Source organism: Rhodococcus zopfii NBRC 100606 = JCM 9919, assembly GCF_001895025.1.
Classification (GTDB): domain Bacteria; phylum Actinomycetota; class Actinomycetes; order Mycobacteriales; family Mycobacteriaceae; genus Rhodococcus; species Rhodococcus zopfii.
The window spans coordinates 95,698-111,992 of sequence record NZ_BCXI01000010.1 but is presented as its reverse complement, the minus strand read 5'-3'; the positions used below and the strand labels follow the sequence as shown (position 1 = coordinate 111,992).

Sequence of the window (16,295 nt, the reverse complement as noted above, 5' to 3'; positions counted from 1 at the left end):
TGCTCAGCGCAGCCGGTGCGTGGTCTGCCCGTGCGGATGCTTCGCGAACACGAGCACCTTGCGCGGGTCGACCCGGAAGACCCCGGCGGTGAACTCGTCGGCGCCGAATCCTCCGTCGACCACCTCGAAGCGCCACCGCTCCCCGTACTTCGCGAGGTAGGCGTCGGCGATCACCTGAAGTTGCACGGAGTCGGTGATCTGCCTGGCGTTTCCCTCGACCACCACGTCGGTGCCGTCGGCCCACGTGTTGGCACCCGTCGTCACCGCCACCTGCGTCTCGTGCTGCAGGTTGCGTGCCTTCTGCTCGCCGGGACCCGTGCAGAACCAGAACGCGCCGTCGCACCACAGCCCGACGAGGGGGGTGACGTGCGGCCCGCCGCCGCGCCCGGTGGTGCTGAGCCAATACAGTTCCGCGTCCGCGAGCAGGTGCTCGGTGTCGCTCCACGCCATCGGCTGCGCGTCCGAATCCCCGAATCGTGTGTCGATGGTCGTCACCGGTGTGCTCATGCCGGCCTCCCTCGTTTCGTCGATTGTCCACCGGTACCGACCTCGACAACCGACGGAACTCAGCATCCCCGGGGTGGCGGGAACCATCGTTCGGTCCGACCGGGTGACGGGACCGTTCACCGGGGGCGGGATAATCGCCGGGTGAGCGCAACACTACGAATCGACGGGCTGTCCGCGTCCCGCGGCGAGCGGACGCTGTTCAGCGGGCTGGACCTGACGGTCGCGCCCGGCGACGTGATCGGGCTGGTCGGCGCGAACGGCGCCGGGAAGTCGACGCTGCTCACGACGCTCGCCGGTGTCGGCACCGCCGACGTGACCGGCACGATCTCGCTCAGCCCGCCGGACGCGACCGTCGGCTATCTCGCGCAGGAACCGGAGCGTATCGCCGGTGAGACCATCCTCGGGTTCCTCGAACGCCGCACCGGTGTCGCCGACGCCGAACGTGTGATGAACGCCGCGGCGGAAGCACTCGGCGAGTCCGACGTCGACGAATACACCCCGGCGCTCGAGCGGTGGCTCGCGCTCGGCGGTGCCGACCTGGTCGAACGCGCCGAGAAGACCGTCGCAGATCTGGGCCTCGACGTCGGGCTCGACGCCCTCATGACCGGTCTGTCCGGCGGGCAGGCGGCCCGCGCCGGACTCGCGGCGCTGCTGCTGTCGCGCTACGACGTGCTGTTGCTCGACGAACCGACCAACGACCTGGATCTGGCCGGCCTCGAACAGCTCGAGCGGTTCGTCGCCGAGACCCGCACCGCGGTGGTGGTGGTCAGCCACGACCGGGAGTTCTTGGCGCGCACCGTCACCGGCATCGTCGAACTGGATCTGACGCAACAGCAGATCGCCGTGTACGACGGCGGGTACGAGGCGTTCCTCGTCGAACGGGACGTCGCGCGACGGCACGCCCGCGAGGCGTACGACGAGTACGCCGACACCAAGCAGCAGCTCGAGGATCGCGCCCAGATGCAACGCAACTGGCTCGAGCACGGCGTCCGCAACGCGCGCCGCAAGTCGAAGGACAACGACAAGGCCGGCAAGAAGTTCCGGGCCGAATCCACCGAGAAGCAGGCGGCGAAAGCACGCCAGACGCAGCGCCGCATCGAACGGCTCGACGTCGTCGAGGAGCCCCGCAAGGAATGGGAGCTGCGGATGTCGATCGCGGTCGCACCCCGCAGCGGAGCGGTCGTGGCGACACTGAACGGCGCCGAAATACGACGTGGCGCTTTCCGTTTCGGCCCCGTGACGACTCAGGTCGACTGGGGTGACCGAATCCTCGTGACCGGCCCCAACGGTGCCGGGAAGACGACGCTGCTCGGCCTGCTGCTCGGTACGCTGACCCCCGATGCGGGCAGCGTGTCGCTGGGTTCCGGCGTACAGGTCGGCGAGATCGACCAGGCGCGCGGCCTGTTCGAGGGCGACGAGCCGTTGGTCGAGGCGTTCGGTGCACAAATTCCCGACTGGCCCGATGCGGAGGTCCGGACCCTGCTCGCGAAGTTCGGATTGAAGGGCCACCACGTGCTGCGGCCGGCGTCGTCGCTGTCCCCCGGGGAACGCACCCGTGCCGGGCTCGCGTTGCTGCAGGCCCGCGGGGTGAACCTGCTGGTGCTCGACGAACCGACGAACCATCTGGACCTTCCGGCGATCGAGCAGCTCGAACAGGCCATCGACAGTTTCGAGGGGACGCTGCTGCTCGTCACGCACGACCGGCGGATGCTCGAGACCACCCGCAGCACGCGACGCTGGCGACTCGACGACGGGACGCTGAGCGAGGAGGCCACGTGAGCGGCAGTGTCCGGGTCGACAGCTGGACGTGGTCGGTGCGGTTGTTCAAGACCCGATCGGCCGCTGCCACCGCATGCCGGGCCGGGCACGTGCGGGTCGACGGGGTGACCGCGAAGCCGTCGACGCCGGTGACGATCGGCGCGGAGGTCCGGGTACGCGCCCACGGACTCGAAAAGATCGTCGAGGTAACCCAACTGGTGAACAAGCGCGTCGGCGCCCCGATCGCGGCCACCGCCTACATCGACCGCAGTCCCCCGCCCCCGCCGAAGGAGATCCTCGCGTCGATCCCCCGCCGCGACCGCGGTACCGGGCGCCCGACGAAGAAGGACCGCCGCGAACTGGACCGGATTCGCGGGTTCAACGAGGACTGAGTTTTCGCGGTCACTCCTCGCCGGCGGGCGAAAGCCCGTGTTCCACGAAGGTGCGGAAGGCCCAGGCGAGGTCGTCCCGGGATCGGCGGGTTCCGCTCTCGTACCCGACGAGCATGTACATCGCGACGGTGGCGTGCCGTTCGGACAGCTCACGGTCGCCGGTCGCGGCGAAGTACGCGTCGGCGATGAACTGCCGGCGTTCTTCGTCGGCCTCGACCTGAACCGCCCGGACATCGGGGTCGTGGGCGGCCCACACGCGGATCGCCGCCTCGGAGTCGTGGGGCAGATTCAGGGCGATGTCGATCAGGAATTCGAGCCGCTCGACCGGGTCGGTGATTTCCCGGGCGTTGCCGATGAGCCGGTCGCTCCTGGTCTCGCGCCAGTAGTGGATGAGCTGGGACGTGTACTCCCCCCAGCTGGGGAACGCATGGTAGAAGGATCCGCTGGTGGCGCCGACCGCCTCGCACACCGTCGCGAGTTTCAATCCGGCATACCCGCGGCCGCCGAGGACGTCGAGCCCCGCCTCGAGGTAGCGCAGTTGGGCCCCCCGTGTGGGCACCTTCCTCTTTCCACCGTCCGCAGCCATGACTCCTCTACCTCGCATTCCGGACCGAATTGTGAACTCTTGCACAAAAGTGTAACCCTACTTACACTTCGGGCCGGTGCGAGGGAGGAGAACGTGAGCAAACCGAACCGCAACGCCGGACTCGACCCGGAAAGCCGATTCCTCGAGATCTACCGAAACGTCTCGAATCCGCAGCTACCCCAACGGATTCGACATCAAGACCATGGGCACCTTCACGCCGGGCTGCCCCGTGCCGCATGCCGCTCCGGAGGAGTCCACCCCGTAGCTACGAGGTCCGAGGACAAGGCCCGCTGACCGTTCGCGTCAGCGAGCCCCCTTCGTTCCGAGCGAATGTATCGTTCATCTCCTCAGATCGACTGAATGTACCGTTCGCTCGGATTGGGCGGTTGACAAAACGCGGGGTCGATCCCGCCGAGATCGCAGACGCCACCACGCAGGGTCCATCCTGTCCAGCTCGTCCCACAGCGGATTCCAGAAGCCCTCGTCCCGCATGCGTTCCACGGTCGGGCGTCGCGGGCGGTCACGACACGTCCTGTCGCGGCGACCGAGCGGTCTCGACCAGAGCCCGCTTGAGGATCTTCCCGGTGGCGGTCATGGGCAGCACGGTCATGAACTCGATCCGGCGGGGATACTTGTACGCCGCCATCTGCTCCTTGCACCAGTCGATCAGCTCGGTCTCGCCGAGTCGACTTCCGGGCTCGGGGATGACGAATGCCTTGACCTCCTCGCCGTGTCGCTCGTCGGGGACTCCCACGACCGCGGCCAGCGAAACCGACGGATGGCTCATCAGCACCTCCTCGATCTCTCTCGGATAGACGTTGAATCCACCGCGGACGATCAGGTCCTTGGCCCGGTCGACGATGTAGTAGAACCCGTCGTCGTCCCTGCGCGCGAGGTCGCCGGTACGGAACCAGCCGTCGCGCATCACCTCCGCCGTAGCCTCGGGCCGGTCCAGATATCCCTTCATGATGTTGTGCCCGCACAGCACGAGTTCACCGACCACGTCGGGTCCGATCACGGGGTTCTCGTGCTCGTCGATGAGCATCGCTTCGATCCCCCACACCGGAACCCCGATCGAACCGGGCCGCGGGTCCCGTTCGGGGTCGCTGAACATCGCCAAGGGCGACGTCTCCGATAGGCCGTAGCCCTCGAGGATTCCGATGCCGAAACGATCGGCGAACCGCGTCAGGATCTCCACGGGCAGCGCCGCACCGCCGGAGATCGCACGGCGGAGGGTGCGGGCGATCTGCTTCACATCGACGGACTCGTCCACCGCGCCGAGCAGCGCCCAGTACATCGTCGGGACACCCGCGAACACGGTGACCGACTCGGCGAGCATGAGGTCCAGTGCGGCCTTCGCCTCGAATCGCGGCATGAGCACCAGCGTTGCGCCCACCGATAACCCGGCGTTCATCGTTACCGTCTGCCCGAAGGAGTGAAACAGCGGCAGCGTGAGCAGGTAGGTGTCATGGCGCAGCGGATTGCTGTCGAACAGACGGTTCGCGGTCAGTGCGTTGAGGACCATGTTCGCGTGCGTGAGTTCCGCGCCCTTCGGCCGGCCGGTGGTTCCGCTCGTGTAGAGCACGACCGCGGTATCGGTGGGGCAGCACACCCCGGCGCGGGTCCCGACCAAGTCCAAGTCGATACCGGGCTGCACATCGGTTCCATCGGCCGTCGTCACCGCATCCGAATCCGCGGAGAGAAAAAGTATTTCGCGACAGCCGTCCGCTTCCGAGAACGCGGACCGCCCGTACTCACCCGTCGGCATCGCGTCCGTGCCCTCGAAGCAGAAGTAGAGCACTGCCCCGGAATCGTCCAGGTGGTAGGCGATCTCGCGGGATTTGAACAGGGTGTTCAGCGGCACCACCACGCCCCCGGCCTTGAGGATGCCGTAGTACACGGCGGGGAATGCAGGGATGTTCGGACACGTCAACGCAATTCGGTCGCCGGGCCGAATACCGCGATCGGCCAGCAGAGCCGCGATTCGGGCGGCGCGGGCATTCAGATCGGCGTAGGTGAGGCGCTCGGTGCCGTAGATCAAGGCGACCCTGTCGGGGTAGCGGCGAGCGGAATCTTCGAGAAGTACAGAAAGATCGAGCATGGGCTGGATCGATCCTGTCGTAGCGATGTGATGTCCGGTCGGCGACGCCTCGACGTCGTCTACTCTGCCTGCGAGAGCATCGGACTCGTGTCGTCGATCAGTTCCTGCAGCAGCTTCTCGGCACCGGGCCACGGGCCGTACCCCGCTGCGGGATTCAGATGCCCGACGTCACCGAGGTCGACAAGACGACTCCCCCACGCCTCGGCCATTCCGGCGACCCGCCGGAATCCGGCGAGCGGGTCGGTGCGGCTGGCCGCGACGATGCTCGGGAACGGCAGTGTGCGGCGCGGAACGGGCGTCCATCCCCCTCGTTCGAGTTCGTCCGTAGTGGGATATCCGGATGGGAGTGGCAACTCGACGTCCGCGGGGGTCGCGAGCAACGCCCCTCGGATCGGGCGGGTCGGATTCTGTGCCCAGTGGACAGTGGTGACGACGCCGGCACTGTGCGCGACGAGCACCACCGGTCCGGCGATGTCGGCAAGGACGGCGTCGAGGGCGGCGACACGCGCGGCACGGTCGAGTCTGTGGTGTTCGAGCGGCGGCACGATACGGGCGTTGCCGAGTCGTTCGGCGAGGAGGGTCTGCCAGTGATCCGCGACGTGGTCGCGGAGACCGGGCACGATGACCACGGTCGGGGACTGGGACGAATTCACGATGAGCTCCGGGGGATTGTCGGGTAGAACGCTGGGTCAGCGGACCGGGACGGCCGGGGCGCCCAACTCGGCGAAGCGGCGCAGGCCCGCGGGGTACAGTCGCTTGCCTGCGATCAACGCCGCGATGGCGACGGCATAGACCAGCGGCGACAACTGCAGCGCACCGACGAGACCGAGGCGGTCGGCGAGGATTCCGATGACGAACGGGCCCAGCGCGAGACCGAGCAGATTGTTGGCGACGGTGAGCGTTCCCATGGCCGAGGCACGGACCGAGGAATGAGTGAGGTTGGCGACCATCGCGGCCGTCGGGCCCGACGATCCGGCGGAGAAGAACGCGCCGATACCGAGGAGCACCAACTGAGCGGCGCCTGCTTCGAGGTGGAACGCCGTCGTGAGGGACACCAGCGAGATCGCACAATAGACGATGGCGGTGGTCCACTTCCGGGCGATGTCGAGGCGCCCGACACGGTCGGTGATCACGCCGCAGACGACCATACCGCTGCCGACGAGGAGGACGACGATCGCGGCCGCGGCTGCGGCCTTGTCCGGGGACAGGCCGTAGTACCGATTGAAGAAGCTCGGCGTCCACGAGAGCAGGACCGCCGCGGTGAACATCTGCAGGCCGCCACCGGCGTAGGCACACAGCACCGCGGGGTTGGTGAACAGGCTGGATACGGGAGCGCGGAAGCCTTCCGGCGGTGCCGCAACACTCGGTTCGGGATCATCGCCGGCTGAATACCGTGCCAGTTTTCGTTCGCTGACAAGCGCACGGAACAGCGCCACGAGGATGAGACCGAACACCGCCATCGCCGCGAACGACCACCGCCAGCTCAGATGCACGGCGATCAGACCGCCGAGGGCGACACCGACGACCGAGCCGAACGAGCCGCCGGCCATGAACGCGCCACTGAGGGTCGCGTGGACCCGGGGGGCGAACACGCTGAGTACCAATGCGATACCGACGCTGCCGTAGGCCGCTTCACCGACGCCGACGAGGAACCGGGCACCGAGCATCTGCTCGTAGTTGCCGGCGACCGCGCACAGCAGCGTCGCGACGGACCACAGCACAGCCATGAGCACCAGGCTTTTGACGCGGCCCCACCGGTCGGCGAGCAACGACAAGGGCAGGGTGAGCAATCCGACCATGAGCGCGACGACGCTTGTCAGCGAGGCAAGCTCCGAATCAGCCAGTGCCCATTCGGATTTGAGATACGGGAAGACGGCGCTGAGGACCTGCCGCGACATGTAGTCCGAGAGCAACAGTCCGAAGGTGAGCGCGAAGACGATCCACGGGTAGATCCGCGACCGGGTGCTCGATCCGGCGGCGGCGCTCGGAACGGCGATGGAGGTGGTGTGCAGTCCCATAGGTGCTCCTGGGGAGACGGTGTCGGTGGGCGGGGACTCGGGCGTGGGCCACGCGGTCCCGGGACACGGCGCGAGTGCGTGCCCCGGGACCGGCGGAGACGGACAGGATCAGGCGTGCTGGGTGAAGCCGACCTGCCCGGGGCGCCGGTTGGGCGCGTAGCCGAGCTTGGCGAGCGTTTCGTCGGCGTCGCGGTAGGTCTCGCCGATGCGGTAGATGTCGCGGGCCTCCTTGCCGGTGGCGACCTCGCGACCGAGCTCACCGGCGATCCGGACGAGCTGCCGGATCTGCTGGACGGAGGTCATCTTCTCGCCCTTGCGACCCCAGATGGTGTCCTCGTTGCCGCACCGGGTGTGCAGGCCCATCGCGATGGCCATGGTGTTGACGGGAAGCACCGACCGCATGAGAGTTTCGAGGGTCAGGCACGCGCCGTCGGGGACCCGCTGGATGAAGTTCATGATGTTGTAGGGGTTGGGTCCGTCGAAGCCGCCGCCGATGCCCACCCAGGTGAGGTTGAGCGGACCGGTGTAGACGCCGCGGCGGATGAGTCGTTCGACGGTCTCGAGCTGCGGGATGCTCGACAGCTGGAAGTGCGGCTGGATTCCCGCGGCCTGCAGGCGGCGCAAGTGTTCCTCGACCCACTCGGGTCCGGCCGGCACCGTCATCTCGCGGTAGGTCGTCGCCAGCTCGGGACGTTCCATCGAGGTGCCCGCGATGTCGTCCGCGGTCATCAGTTCCATGATGTTCATCTGCGAGGTGTTGATCGCGATGGTCACCTGGTCGGGCTTCGGATCCAGTTCGGCGAGCATGTGCCTGACATCGTCGGACAGCCATCTAGCTTCGGCGCCTTCGCCTTCCGGAGCAAAGGAGATGGAGCCGCCGACCTGCAAAATCATGTCCGGCACGGCCTGACGCAGCCCGGCGAGCAGTTCGTTGAACTTCGACAGCCGCTTCGAACCCTTGCCGTCGAGCTCGCGGACGTGGATGTGCAGCACCGTCGCGCCGGCTTCGTAGCAGTCCACGGCCTGCTGGATGTGCTGGTCCATGGTCAGCGGCAGATCCTCGGGGAAGTCGGCCGGTTCCCACTCCGGGCCGTAGGGCGCGGCAGTGATGACCAGCTTGTCCTGGCACTCGGGGAACAGGGCGTCGTCGTGGAAATGCATGGGAGTCTCCGTTTTCGGGATAGATATCGGTGAGAGGTCGACAGAAGGTCAGAAGGGCCGGTCGCCGACGATTCCGGCGCGCTCCATCTTGCGGACCGCCGGCCAGTAGTCCTGGACCGCGTAGTGCTGCGTGGATCGGTTGTCCCAGATGGCGATGCTGTTCCTGGTCCAACGCCAGCGCACCTGATACTCCGGAATCGCGGCCTGGGATGTCAGGTACCGCAACAGATCTCCGGCACCTGGCGCATAGTCGCTGCCGAACCGTACGTTCTGGGGCGTGTGGTAGTTCACCAGGTGTGTCGTGAACGAGTTGACGAACAGGATCTTCTCGCCGGTCTCCGGGTGGGTGCGGACCACCGGATGCTCGGCGTCGGGGAACCGCGTGTGCAGCGCGTGACGCTCCTCCGTCGGCAGCGCCGCACCGAAACTCGACTCGATGCTGTGTCGCGCACGGAGACCGTCGATCTTCTCCTTCACCGCATCCGGCAGCCGCCGGTACGCCTCGACCATGTTCACCCAGATGGTGTCGCCACCGACGGGAGGCGTCTCCACACACCGGAGCACACAACCCATGGGCGGGTTCTCCCGCCACGTGGCATCACAGTGATAGGCGTTCTCGTAGTGTTCCGGTGCGCTGTCGAGGTCCTTGTAGATCCGCACCAGACCCGGGTGGTCGGGGTGGCTGCCGAGGACTGGATGACCCTCGAGGGTGCCGAATCGTTCGGCGAGAGAGACATGTTCGGCGCAAGTGATGTCCTGGTCGCGGAAGAAGAGCACCTTGTGTTCGAGGAGCAGCGCGCGCAGCCGGGCGAACAGTGTCTCGTCACGGGCGACGTCACCGAGATCCACGCCCGACAGTTCGGCGCCGATCGTCGCGGTGAGCCGCTCGACCCGAAAGGCGGTGCGGGTGTCACCCGCCGGAGGAAATGTTGCGGTCATGGGAGTGTCCTTCGAGTGGTACAGGTCAGAGAGCGAAGACCGACGAGCCGATGCTGCGGCCGGATTCGATGTCGCGGTGGGCGCGGACGGCGTCGTCGAGCCCGTACCGCTGGTTGATCTCGACGGTGATGTCGCCCGCCGCGACGTGCGAGAACAGCTCACCGGCGAGTTCGGCGCGTTCGGCCGGGTCGGCGATGTAGTCCGCCAGCGCAGGGCGGGTGACATACAGCGAACCCTTGATCGCGAGTTGCATGGCGTCGATGGGCGGTACCGGTCCCGAGGCGGTGCCGAAGCAGACCAGCAGACCGCGGCGGGCGAGCGAGTTCAGCGACGTCTCGTAGGTGGTGGCGCCGATGCTGTCGAAGACCACCGGGACGCCCTTGCCGTCGGTGAGTTCGCGGACGCGCCGGGCGACGTCCTCGCGGGTGTAAAGGATCACCTCGTCGCACCCGTGTGCCCGCGCGACCTCGGCCTTCTCCTCCGTGGAAACGGTGCCGACGACCTTGATACCCAACAGTTTCGCCCACTGGGTGAAGATCAGGCCGACACCACCGGCAGCGGCATGGAGCAGGACCGTGTCGCCTGCCGCGAGAGGTCGAATCCGGCGCAGCAAGTAGGAGGTGGTCAGTCCGCGCATCGTCATCGCCGCGGCGGTCTCGAAGGAGATCTCGTCGGGCAGATGGATCAGGTGCTCGGCCGGCATCACGCGTTCGGTGCTGTAGGCGCCGAGCGGGCTTCCGGTGTAGGTGACGCGATCGCCGGGCGCGAAGCCGTCGACGCAGGTTCCAACGGCCTCGATCACACCGGCGGCCTCGACACCCATACCCGCCGGCAGCGGCGCGGGATACAGGCCGGTGCGGAAGTAGGTGTCGGCGAAGTTCATGCCCACGGCCTCGTGGCGGATGCGGACCTCGCCCGGGCCCGGGTCACCGACCTCGACGGCCTCCCAGGTCAGGACCTCGGGACCACCGGTTTCGTAGAAGCGGACGGCTTTCGCCACGGTATCTCCTTCGCGGCCGTGCCAGGCCACAGCAGTGCTGCGGCCGGCGGGCCAGGTTTCGGGGCGCGAGCGATCCCGTCGTGTGCGGGATCGCGGGAATCACCTACGCGGGTTTCGCGCCCGGTGCGGTGTGCCGGGAGAGGAGGAACGATGCCGCACTGCGTGTCGAGTGTGCATCGAGCCCCCTTTCGGCTCTTGGTGTGATGGGACTAACAGTAGAGGGCTTGCGGCCACTATGCTTTTCTCTACGGGACATGGTCCTGTTCATTTCGGGACATTGGATGGTGACGTGAAGCCACTCGCCCGCTATGCGGCACTCAACAACTACGTCGATCTCGCGCATGCGGTCGGGCTCGACCCCGCCCGCATGGTCCGTGACGCCGGCCTCGACCTGCCCAGCCTCAGCCTCCAGGACCGGTGGGTGCCCGCGTCGGCCATAGCGGAACTGCTCGAAGACTCGGCGGCGGCGTCAGGCCGCGAGGACTTCGGCATCGCACTCGCCGAACTGCGCCGCTTCTCGAACCTGGGGCCGCTGAGCCTGGTCGTCCGCGAGGAACCGGATGTTCGCAGCGCCGTGAAGGTGCTGGTCCACTACGAGCACATGTACAACGAGGCCCTGAGGACGCGGATCAGCGAGAACGGCGGGATCGCTACACTGCGCGTCGGACTCGATGTCGGCGTGCCCGGCGACTTCCACCAATCGATCGATCTGGCGGTGGGGGTCCTGTACCAGCTGCTCCAGGGATTCCTCGGCCGGACCTGGCGGCCGCTGTCGGTGTCGTTCACCCGTCCCGCACCCCGCGATCCCGCTCCCTATCGCCGAATGTTCGGAACCGAGGTGCTCTTCGACGAACGTTTCGACGGAATTTCCCTGTACAGCAAGGATCTCGACGCGCCGAACGCCATGTCGGATCCGTTGCTGCGTCCGTACACCCAGAAGATCCTCGAGGAGATCGACGCGCACCAGGACGTCACCACCGTGAGCAGGGTCCGCGAGCTGATCGAACTGCTCCTGCCCACCGGTCGGTGCTCGGCCGAGCAGGTCGCCGGCAGCCTGGGTGTCGATCGCCGAACCGTACACCGCAAGCTCGCCGCAGAGGGCCACACGTTCGCGTCGGTGCTCGATTCCACCCGCGCCGACCTTGCCTCACACATGGTAGGCAGCAGGCGGCACTCGCTGACCGAGGTCTCCGAGCTCCTCGGATTCTCCTCGCCCGCGAACTTCTCGCGCTGGTTCCGAAAGCAGTTCGGCCGCAGCCCGAGTCAGTGGCGTTCCGAGTCCGTCGAGGAACGCCGGGCGTAAAATCACCAGCCCTCGCAAAGGCATATCGAATCGATATGCCGTGATGCGGGAATGGCGTCTATCGGTATCGCCTCACTCCGGTCAGGGTGGAATGATGGCTCTGTCTCCCCCGGTCACCCCCACCTCACCGATGCGGACGCGTCTACGAACGCCGTTGCCCGGGATCGCATTCTGTGCCCTCGGTGCAGCGGTCTCGCTGGGCATCGCCGGGCTCGTCGGCGGCGTCAGCCCGTTGCTGATCGCGATCGTTCTCGGTGCGGTGATCACCAATTCCGTTGCACTGCCCTCTGTCGCGGCGCCGGGTATCGCGGTCGCCTCCCGCAGACTGCTCCGCATCGGAGTGGCACTGCTCGGCCTGCAACTGCTGCTGTCCGATGTACTCGACCTCGGTTGGGGTGTGCTCGCCGTCGCCGTTGCCGTGGTGGTGGGGGGAATCGCGGGCACGATGGCGGTGGGGCGGCTGCTCGGAATGGAGTGGGGCGAGCGTCTTCTCATCGCCTGCGGCTTCTCCATCTGCGGAGCTGCCGCGGTCGCGGCGGTCGACGGCGTCGCCAATGCCCGCAAACAGCACGTCGTCACCGCCGTGGCACTGGTGGTCGTGTTCGGAACCGCCATGATCCCCGGGCTTCCGTTCGCCGTGACACTGCTGGGGCTCGACGCCACGCAAGCCGGCATCTGGGCCGGCGCTGCCGTCCACGAGGTGGCACAGGTCGTGGCTACCGGTGGGGCGATCGATGCAAGCCACCTCGGACCGGTCGGGGTGAGCGCCCTCGCGGTCGCCGTCACCGTCAAACTCGCCCGCGTCGCGTTGCTCGCGCCCGTGGTCGCCTGGATCGGCGCGGCCTCACGCCGTCGCACCACCTCGGAAGGCGGGGCCGGACGCCCGCCGCTGGTTCCGCTCTTCCTGCTCGGATTCGTCGGGTTCGTGGCGCTGCGTGCGACCGGGCTGCTTCCCGACCGGGCACTCGAGCTCGGACGGCTCGCGCAGACCGCCCTCCTCACCACCGCGATGTTCGCGCTCGGCACCGGCGTGCGGGTCTCCGTCCTCCGCGGTGTCGGCTGGCGCCCGTTCGTCCTCGCTGCCGTCTCCACGATCTGGGTCTCGACGATCGCCCTCGGTGGCGTCCTTCTCCTCGGGTGATTGCGCACCGGCCCGGGCCGGTACCGGTGTCCGGCACAGGTCGGCGCAAAGGACAGTCGTCGGCGCCATCCCGGGGTCGAGGCTCCGGCGACAACGACACAAGCCTCCGTCAGCCGCGGTACGTCCCCAGCGGCGTCGAATCCGGCCGGTCGAGCCGCCAGAACGTGCCGCCGTCACAGGTTTCGGTGTCGCCGCTGATGTAGCTGGCGACGGCGCTCGCGGCGGTCGTCGCGTCGGGGAATCGTCGGCCTTCCATCGGACCGGCCGTGATCTCGAGGGCGCCGGTGTCCGGGTCGAACCGCCCCTTGACGCGGTAGCCGTGCCGGTCGGCGATCACCGGCAGCCGCAGGTCCTCGACGGCCTCGGGTTCGGCCGGCTTGCGCGCCGCGCCGACGCTTGCCTTCCGCGCACGGTTGCGGGCGCGCCGCTCGGCCTCGGCTTCGGCCGCGTCGTCGTCGGTGTAGCGGGTGGTGTCCTTGGCGGGCGTCAGACCGAGCAGGTCCCAGCAGTCCCTGCCGTGGACGACGCTGCTGAGGGGGATGGCGTGGCTGCCGGTATGCGTCCGGCCGGGGGCATCCGCCATCCAGAGGTCGACCTCGTCGGCGATGCCCGCCGCGACCTCGTCGGAGGGCAGCACGAAGTATCCCGTCGGGTCGGTTCCCAGGTCGACGAATACCCAGAACTGCGAGCCGGTGTCGTCGGTGTCGGGCAGGGCATCCTGCCGCCGGGCCTGCCAGTCCCCGTCGATCTTGGTGCGAACCCGGACGATGCGGCTGTCCCCGTCGGCACCCCAGACCTCGACCGGGTTGCGCGGCAGGTGATCGAGCCGCTCGGCGCGGCCTCCACGTTGGATGACCTCGGAGATGAAGGCTTGGATCCCTCGACCGGCAGTGTCCCGCACTCGACTGCGTCCATTCTGTGTTGCGCCCCGTACGCCTCGGTGAGCTGTGTTGCGACGGGTCCACGCGGCACGACTCGAGTTTCTGTACTCCACAGTACGGGTCCGGGTCGGGCGGCCGCGAGATGCGTCGGCATCCGGTGGGTCGGGCCGGGCACCGGGCGACCCTCCGGTATAGCTTGACGCAAAAGTGACGACGACAGGTGGAGGCGACGTGGCCGGCAGCAGGATCTCCGCACGGGAGTTCATCGACAGCGTCCTCGACGAGGGCAGTTTCGTCTCCTGGGACACAACCCCCGTCGATGTCGGCGCCGACGCGACGTACCGCGCCGAGCTCGATCGTGCGGCCGAGCGTTCCGGCGTCGACGAATCGGTGATCACCGGTGCAGGCACGGTGCACGGCCGTCCCATCGCGATCATCGCGTGCGAATTCGCCTTCCTGGCCGGGTCCATCGGGGTCGCCGCGAGCGAACGCATCGTGTCGGCGATCGAACGGGCCACCACCGAAGGGGTTCCCCTGCTCGCGTCCCCCACCTCCGGCGGCACCCGCATGCAGGAGGGCACGCTCGCGTTCGTGCAGATGGTGAAGATCGCCGCAGCGGTCGCCGCTCACAAGGCCGCGCACCTCGGATATCTGGTGTACCTACGCAATCCCACGACCGGCGGCGTCTTCGCGTCATGGGGTTCGCTCGGTCACATCACCGCCGCCGAGCCCGGCGCGCTCGTCGGGTTCCTCGGCCCGCGCGTCTACCAGGCGCTGTACCACGAGGAGTTCCCGAAAGGCGTGCAGACCGCTGAGAACCTGTCCGCCAAGGGCGTGATCGACGGGGTGGCACCGCTCGAAACGGTGCGGCGGCTCGTGCATCGCACACTGCGGGTACTGGTCGAGCCGAGCAGCCCGGACGAAGGCGCCGAACAGGCCGTCACCGATATCGACGAGGTGCCGGATGTGCCCGCGTGGCAGTCGGTGATCCTGTCCCGCCGACCCGAACGACCCGGAATCCGGCAGTTGCTGCGGCACGCCGCGTCCGCTCAGGTACCGCTGTCCGGTACCGGTCAGGGCGAGACCGACAAGACGGTGCTGCTTTCGCTCGCCCGGTTCCGGGGCGTGTCGTGCGTGCTGTTCGGCCAGGACCGAAGCGGCCAGTCCGCCGCGCTGACGATGGGGCCGGGCGCGCTGCGCGAGGCGCGTCGCGCGATGCGGCTCGCGGACGAGCTGCGGCTGCCGCTGGTGCTGGTCATCGACACCCTCGGCGCTTCACTGTCGCGAGAGGCCGAGGAGAAGGGCCTCGCACCGGAGATCGCCCGGTGCATCGCCGATCTGGTGACGCTGCCGACTCCGACGGTGTCGGTGCTGCTCGGTCAGGGCACCGGCGGAGGTGCGCTGGCACTGCTGCCCGCCGACCGCGTGCTGTGCGCGCAGAACGGCTGGCTCGCGCCGCTGCCGCCGGAGGGCGCGAGCGCGATCGTGCACCGCGACACAACCCATGCACCGCAGATGGCCGCCGCACAAGGGATCCGCTCGCGGGACCTGTTGCGCCACGGCATCGTCGACGGTGTGATTCCCGAATTCCCGGACGCTGCAGAGGAACCCACCGAGTTCGTGAAGCGGGTCGGCGCGGCGGTCGCAGTGGAACTCGGCGGTCTGGCACGCGAATCCGCCGACACCAGGTACGCGCGGCGGCTCGAGCGCTACCGCAGACTGGGGTTGCCCGACTGAATCCGGTGGATCCCGGGTGCGGGACCTCGCTCACCCGCTCGAGGCAGCGACGGCACCGGCGGTGACCGCGGCGATCATCGCGGCGTTGACCGCCTCGACCGCCCGACGAACCGCAGCCCCCGCCCACTCCCCTTCGGCGATCTCCTCGGCACGCCTCTTCACGGCGCGCTTGTCCGCGTCCGGGAAGATCTTCGGCGCCGCGGAGACGGCCGAAAGCATCGAGACCAGCGCCGCGGTCCGCGGTGACGGCGTGAGGCCGTCGACCAGCGCGGCCCGCAGTTCGGCACGCACGTTCCGTTCGTGGCTCTCGTCGACCGCGGGCCAGCGGCGTGTCGGGAACAGCCCCAGGATCCGGCCGCGGTCCTCGCGCACCCAGCCGCGGTCGGCGATCCGCTCGAGCAGCGTGTCCTGCAGACCCTTGGCGAGCTTCTCGATCGCCGATGCCGGTTTCATCGGTTTCGCGTCGGCGAGCCTGCGAGTGGCGTCGGCGAGCACCGGATCCGCCGGCGCCGGGTCCGGGCGCACCACGAGCCGGCCCTTCCGGACGACGGCGCCCTCGAGGGCGGGCGTGACGGTTCCGGCCAGCGCCAGTTCGAGCAGCACCGCACCGGCCAGCACGCGCGGCAGTTGACTCCCGTCGACGATCGCCTTGCCCGACTCGTCGTCCAGCAGCACCAGCAACAGGTCCTCGGCGAGCAGCGTCATGGATCCACGCTACCGCCCGCCACCCGCTCGTCGCCCGATCCGCACCGTCCGGCGCACCGCACCCGC

Annotated in this window: 15 protein-coding genes; 5 read left to right on the top strand and 10 right to left on the bottom strand. The window is 68.2% G+C overall.

Annotation, left to right across the window (positions count from 1 at the left end):
* Window positions 1–3: 3 nt before the first annotated feature.
* Entirely contained in the window at window positions 4–507 is a 504-nt protein-coding gene (locus RZ1_RS06905; RefSeq protein WP_072810403.1) for a pyridoxamine 5'-phosphate oxidase family protein, read from the bottom strand.
* A gap of 141 nt (window positions 508–648) precedes the next feature.
* Here RZ1_RS06905 and RZ1_RS06900 point away from each other — a divergent pair, with 141 nt between their 5' ends.
* Together RZ1_RS06900 and RZ1_RS06895 are read left to right on the top strand one after the other, a co-directional pair.
* Window positions 649–2,286, top strand: a complete 1,638-nt coding sequence (locus RZ1_RS06900; RefSeq protein ID WP_072810401.1) for an ABC-F family ATP-binding cassette domain-containing protein — start codon at window positions 649–651, stop codon at window positions 2,284–2,286.
* Window positions 2,283–2,657 (top strand): RNA-binding S4 domain-containing protein, encoded by a 375-nt coding sequence (locus RZ1_RS06895; protein WP_072810400.1) that lies wholly within the window; start codon window positions 2,283–2,285, stop codon window positions 2,655–2,657. The genes RZ1_RS06900 and RZ1_RS06895 overlap by 4 nt, the downstream gene beginning before the upstream one ends.
* Window positions 2,658–2,667: 10 nt before the next feature.
* On the opposite strand, the gene RZ1_RS06890 is transcribed toward RZ1_RS06895, so the two are convergent.
* The 7 genes from RZ1_RS06890 to RZ1_RS06860 all read right to left on the bottom strand — a co-directional run bounded on the left by RZ1_RS06890 (window position 2,668) and on the right by RZ1_RS06860 (window position 10,462).
* A complete protein-coding gene (locus RZ1_RS06890) occupies window positions 2,668–3,216 on the bottom strand; it encodes a TetR/AcrR family transcriptional regulator (protein ID WP_307718278.1) in 549 nt (182 codons plus the stop codon).
* 547 nt (window positions 3,217–3,763) lie between these two features.
* Window positions 3,764–5,344 carry a long-chain-fatty-acid--CoA ligase gene (locus RZ1_RS06885; RefSeq protein ID WP_072810397.1) on the bottom strand — a complete coding sequence of 527 codons (1,581 nt, stop codon included), beginning with the start codon at window positions 5,342–5,344 and terminating at the stop codon, window positions 3,764–3,766.
* 59 nt (window positions 5,345–5,403) lie between these two features.
* Window positions 5,404–5,997, bottom strand: coding sequence for an RBBP9/YdeN family alpha/beta hydrolase (locus RZ1_RS06880; RefSeq protein WP_072810395.1), 594 nt, complete (start codon window positions 5,995–5,997; stop codon window positions 5,404–5,406).
* A gap of 36 nt (window positions 5,998–6,033) precedes the next feature.
* Entirely contained in the window at window positions 6,034–7,362 is a 1,329-nt protein-coding gene (locus tag RZ1_RS06875) for an MFS transporter (RefSeq protein WP_072810394.1), read from the bottom strand.
* A 108-nt stretch (window positions 7,363–7,470) separates the two neighbouring features.
* On the bottom strand, window positions 7,471–8,523 hold the full coding sequence (locus tag RZ1_RS06870) for a beta-keto acid cleavage family enzyme (protein WP_072810392.1): 1,053 nt from the start codon (window positions 8,521–8,523) through the stop codon (window positions 7,471–7,473).
* A gap of 48 nt (window positions 8,524–8,571) precedes the next feature.
* A complete protein-coding gene (locus RZ1_RS06865) occupies window positions 8,572–9,462 on the bottom strand; it encodes a TauD/TfdA dioxygenase family protein (protein WP_072810391.1) in 891 nt (296 codons plus the stop codon).
* 25 nt (window positions 9,463–9,487) lie between these two features.
* Window positions 9,488–10,462: a quinone oxidoreductase family protein gene (locus RZ1_RS06860; RefSeq protein ID WP_072810650.1), complete on the bottom strand. Its 975-nt coding sequence runs from the start codon at window positions 10,460–10,462 to the stop codon at window positions 9,488–9,490.
* A 289-nt stretch (window positions 10,463–10,751) separates the two neighbouring features.
* On the opposite strand from RZ1_RS06860, the gene RZ1_RS06855 reads away from it, so the two are divergent.
* Together RZ1_RS06855 and RZ1_RS06850 are read left to right on the top strand one after the other, a co-directional pair.
* Window positions 10,752–11,765, top strand: coding sequence for an AraC family transcriptional regulator (locus RZ1_RS06855; protein ID WP_072810389.1), 1,014 nt, complete (start codon window positions 10,752–10,754; stop codon window positions 11,763–11,765).
* 94 nt (window positions 11,766–11,859) lie between these two features.
* Window positions 11,860–12,906 carry a YeiH family protein gene (locus RZ1_RS06850; protein WP_072810387.1) on the top strand — a complete coding sequence of 349 codons (1,047 nt, stop codon included), beginning with the start codon at window positions 11,860–11,862 and terminating at the stop codon, window positions 12,904–12,906.
* A 109-nt stretch (window positions 12,907–13,015) separates the two neighbouring features.
* Here the strand turns inward: RZ1_RS06850 and RZ1_RS06845 are convergent, their stop codons facing one another.
* Window positions 13,016–13,807, bottom strand: a complete 792-nt coding sequence (locus tag RZ1_RS06845) for a hypothetical protein (protein ID WP_072810385.1) — start codon at window positions 13,805–13,807, stop codon at window positions 13,016–13,018.
* A gap of 211 nt (window positions 13,808–14,018) precedes the next feature.
* On the opposite strand from RZ1_RS06845, the gene RZ1_RS06840 reads away from it, so the two are divergent.
* On the top strand, window positions 14,019–15,524 hold the full coding sequence (locus RZ1_RS06840; RefSeq protein WP_072810383.1) for a carboxyl transferase domain-containing protein: 1,506 nt from the start codon (window positions 14,019–14,021) through the stop codon (window positions 15,522–15,524).
* Between the two features lie 30 nt (window positions 15,525–15,554).
* On the opposite strand, the gene RZ1_RS06835 is transcribed toward RZ1_RS06840, so the two are convergent.
* The gene (locus tag RZ1_RS06835; protein WP_072810648.1) at window positions 15,555–16,229 is read right to left on the bottom strand and encodes a GOLPH3/VPS74 family protein; all 675 of its coding nucleotides are present in this window, start codon (window positions 16,227–16,229) and stop codon (window positions 15,555–15,557) included.
* Window positions 16,230–16,295 lie beyond the last annotated feature (66 nt).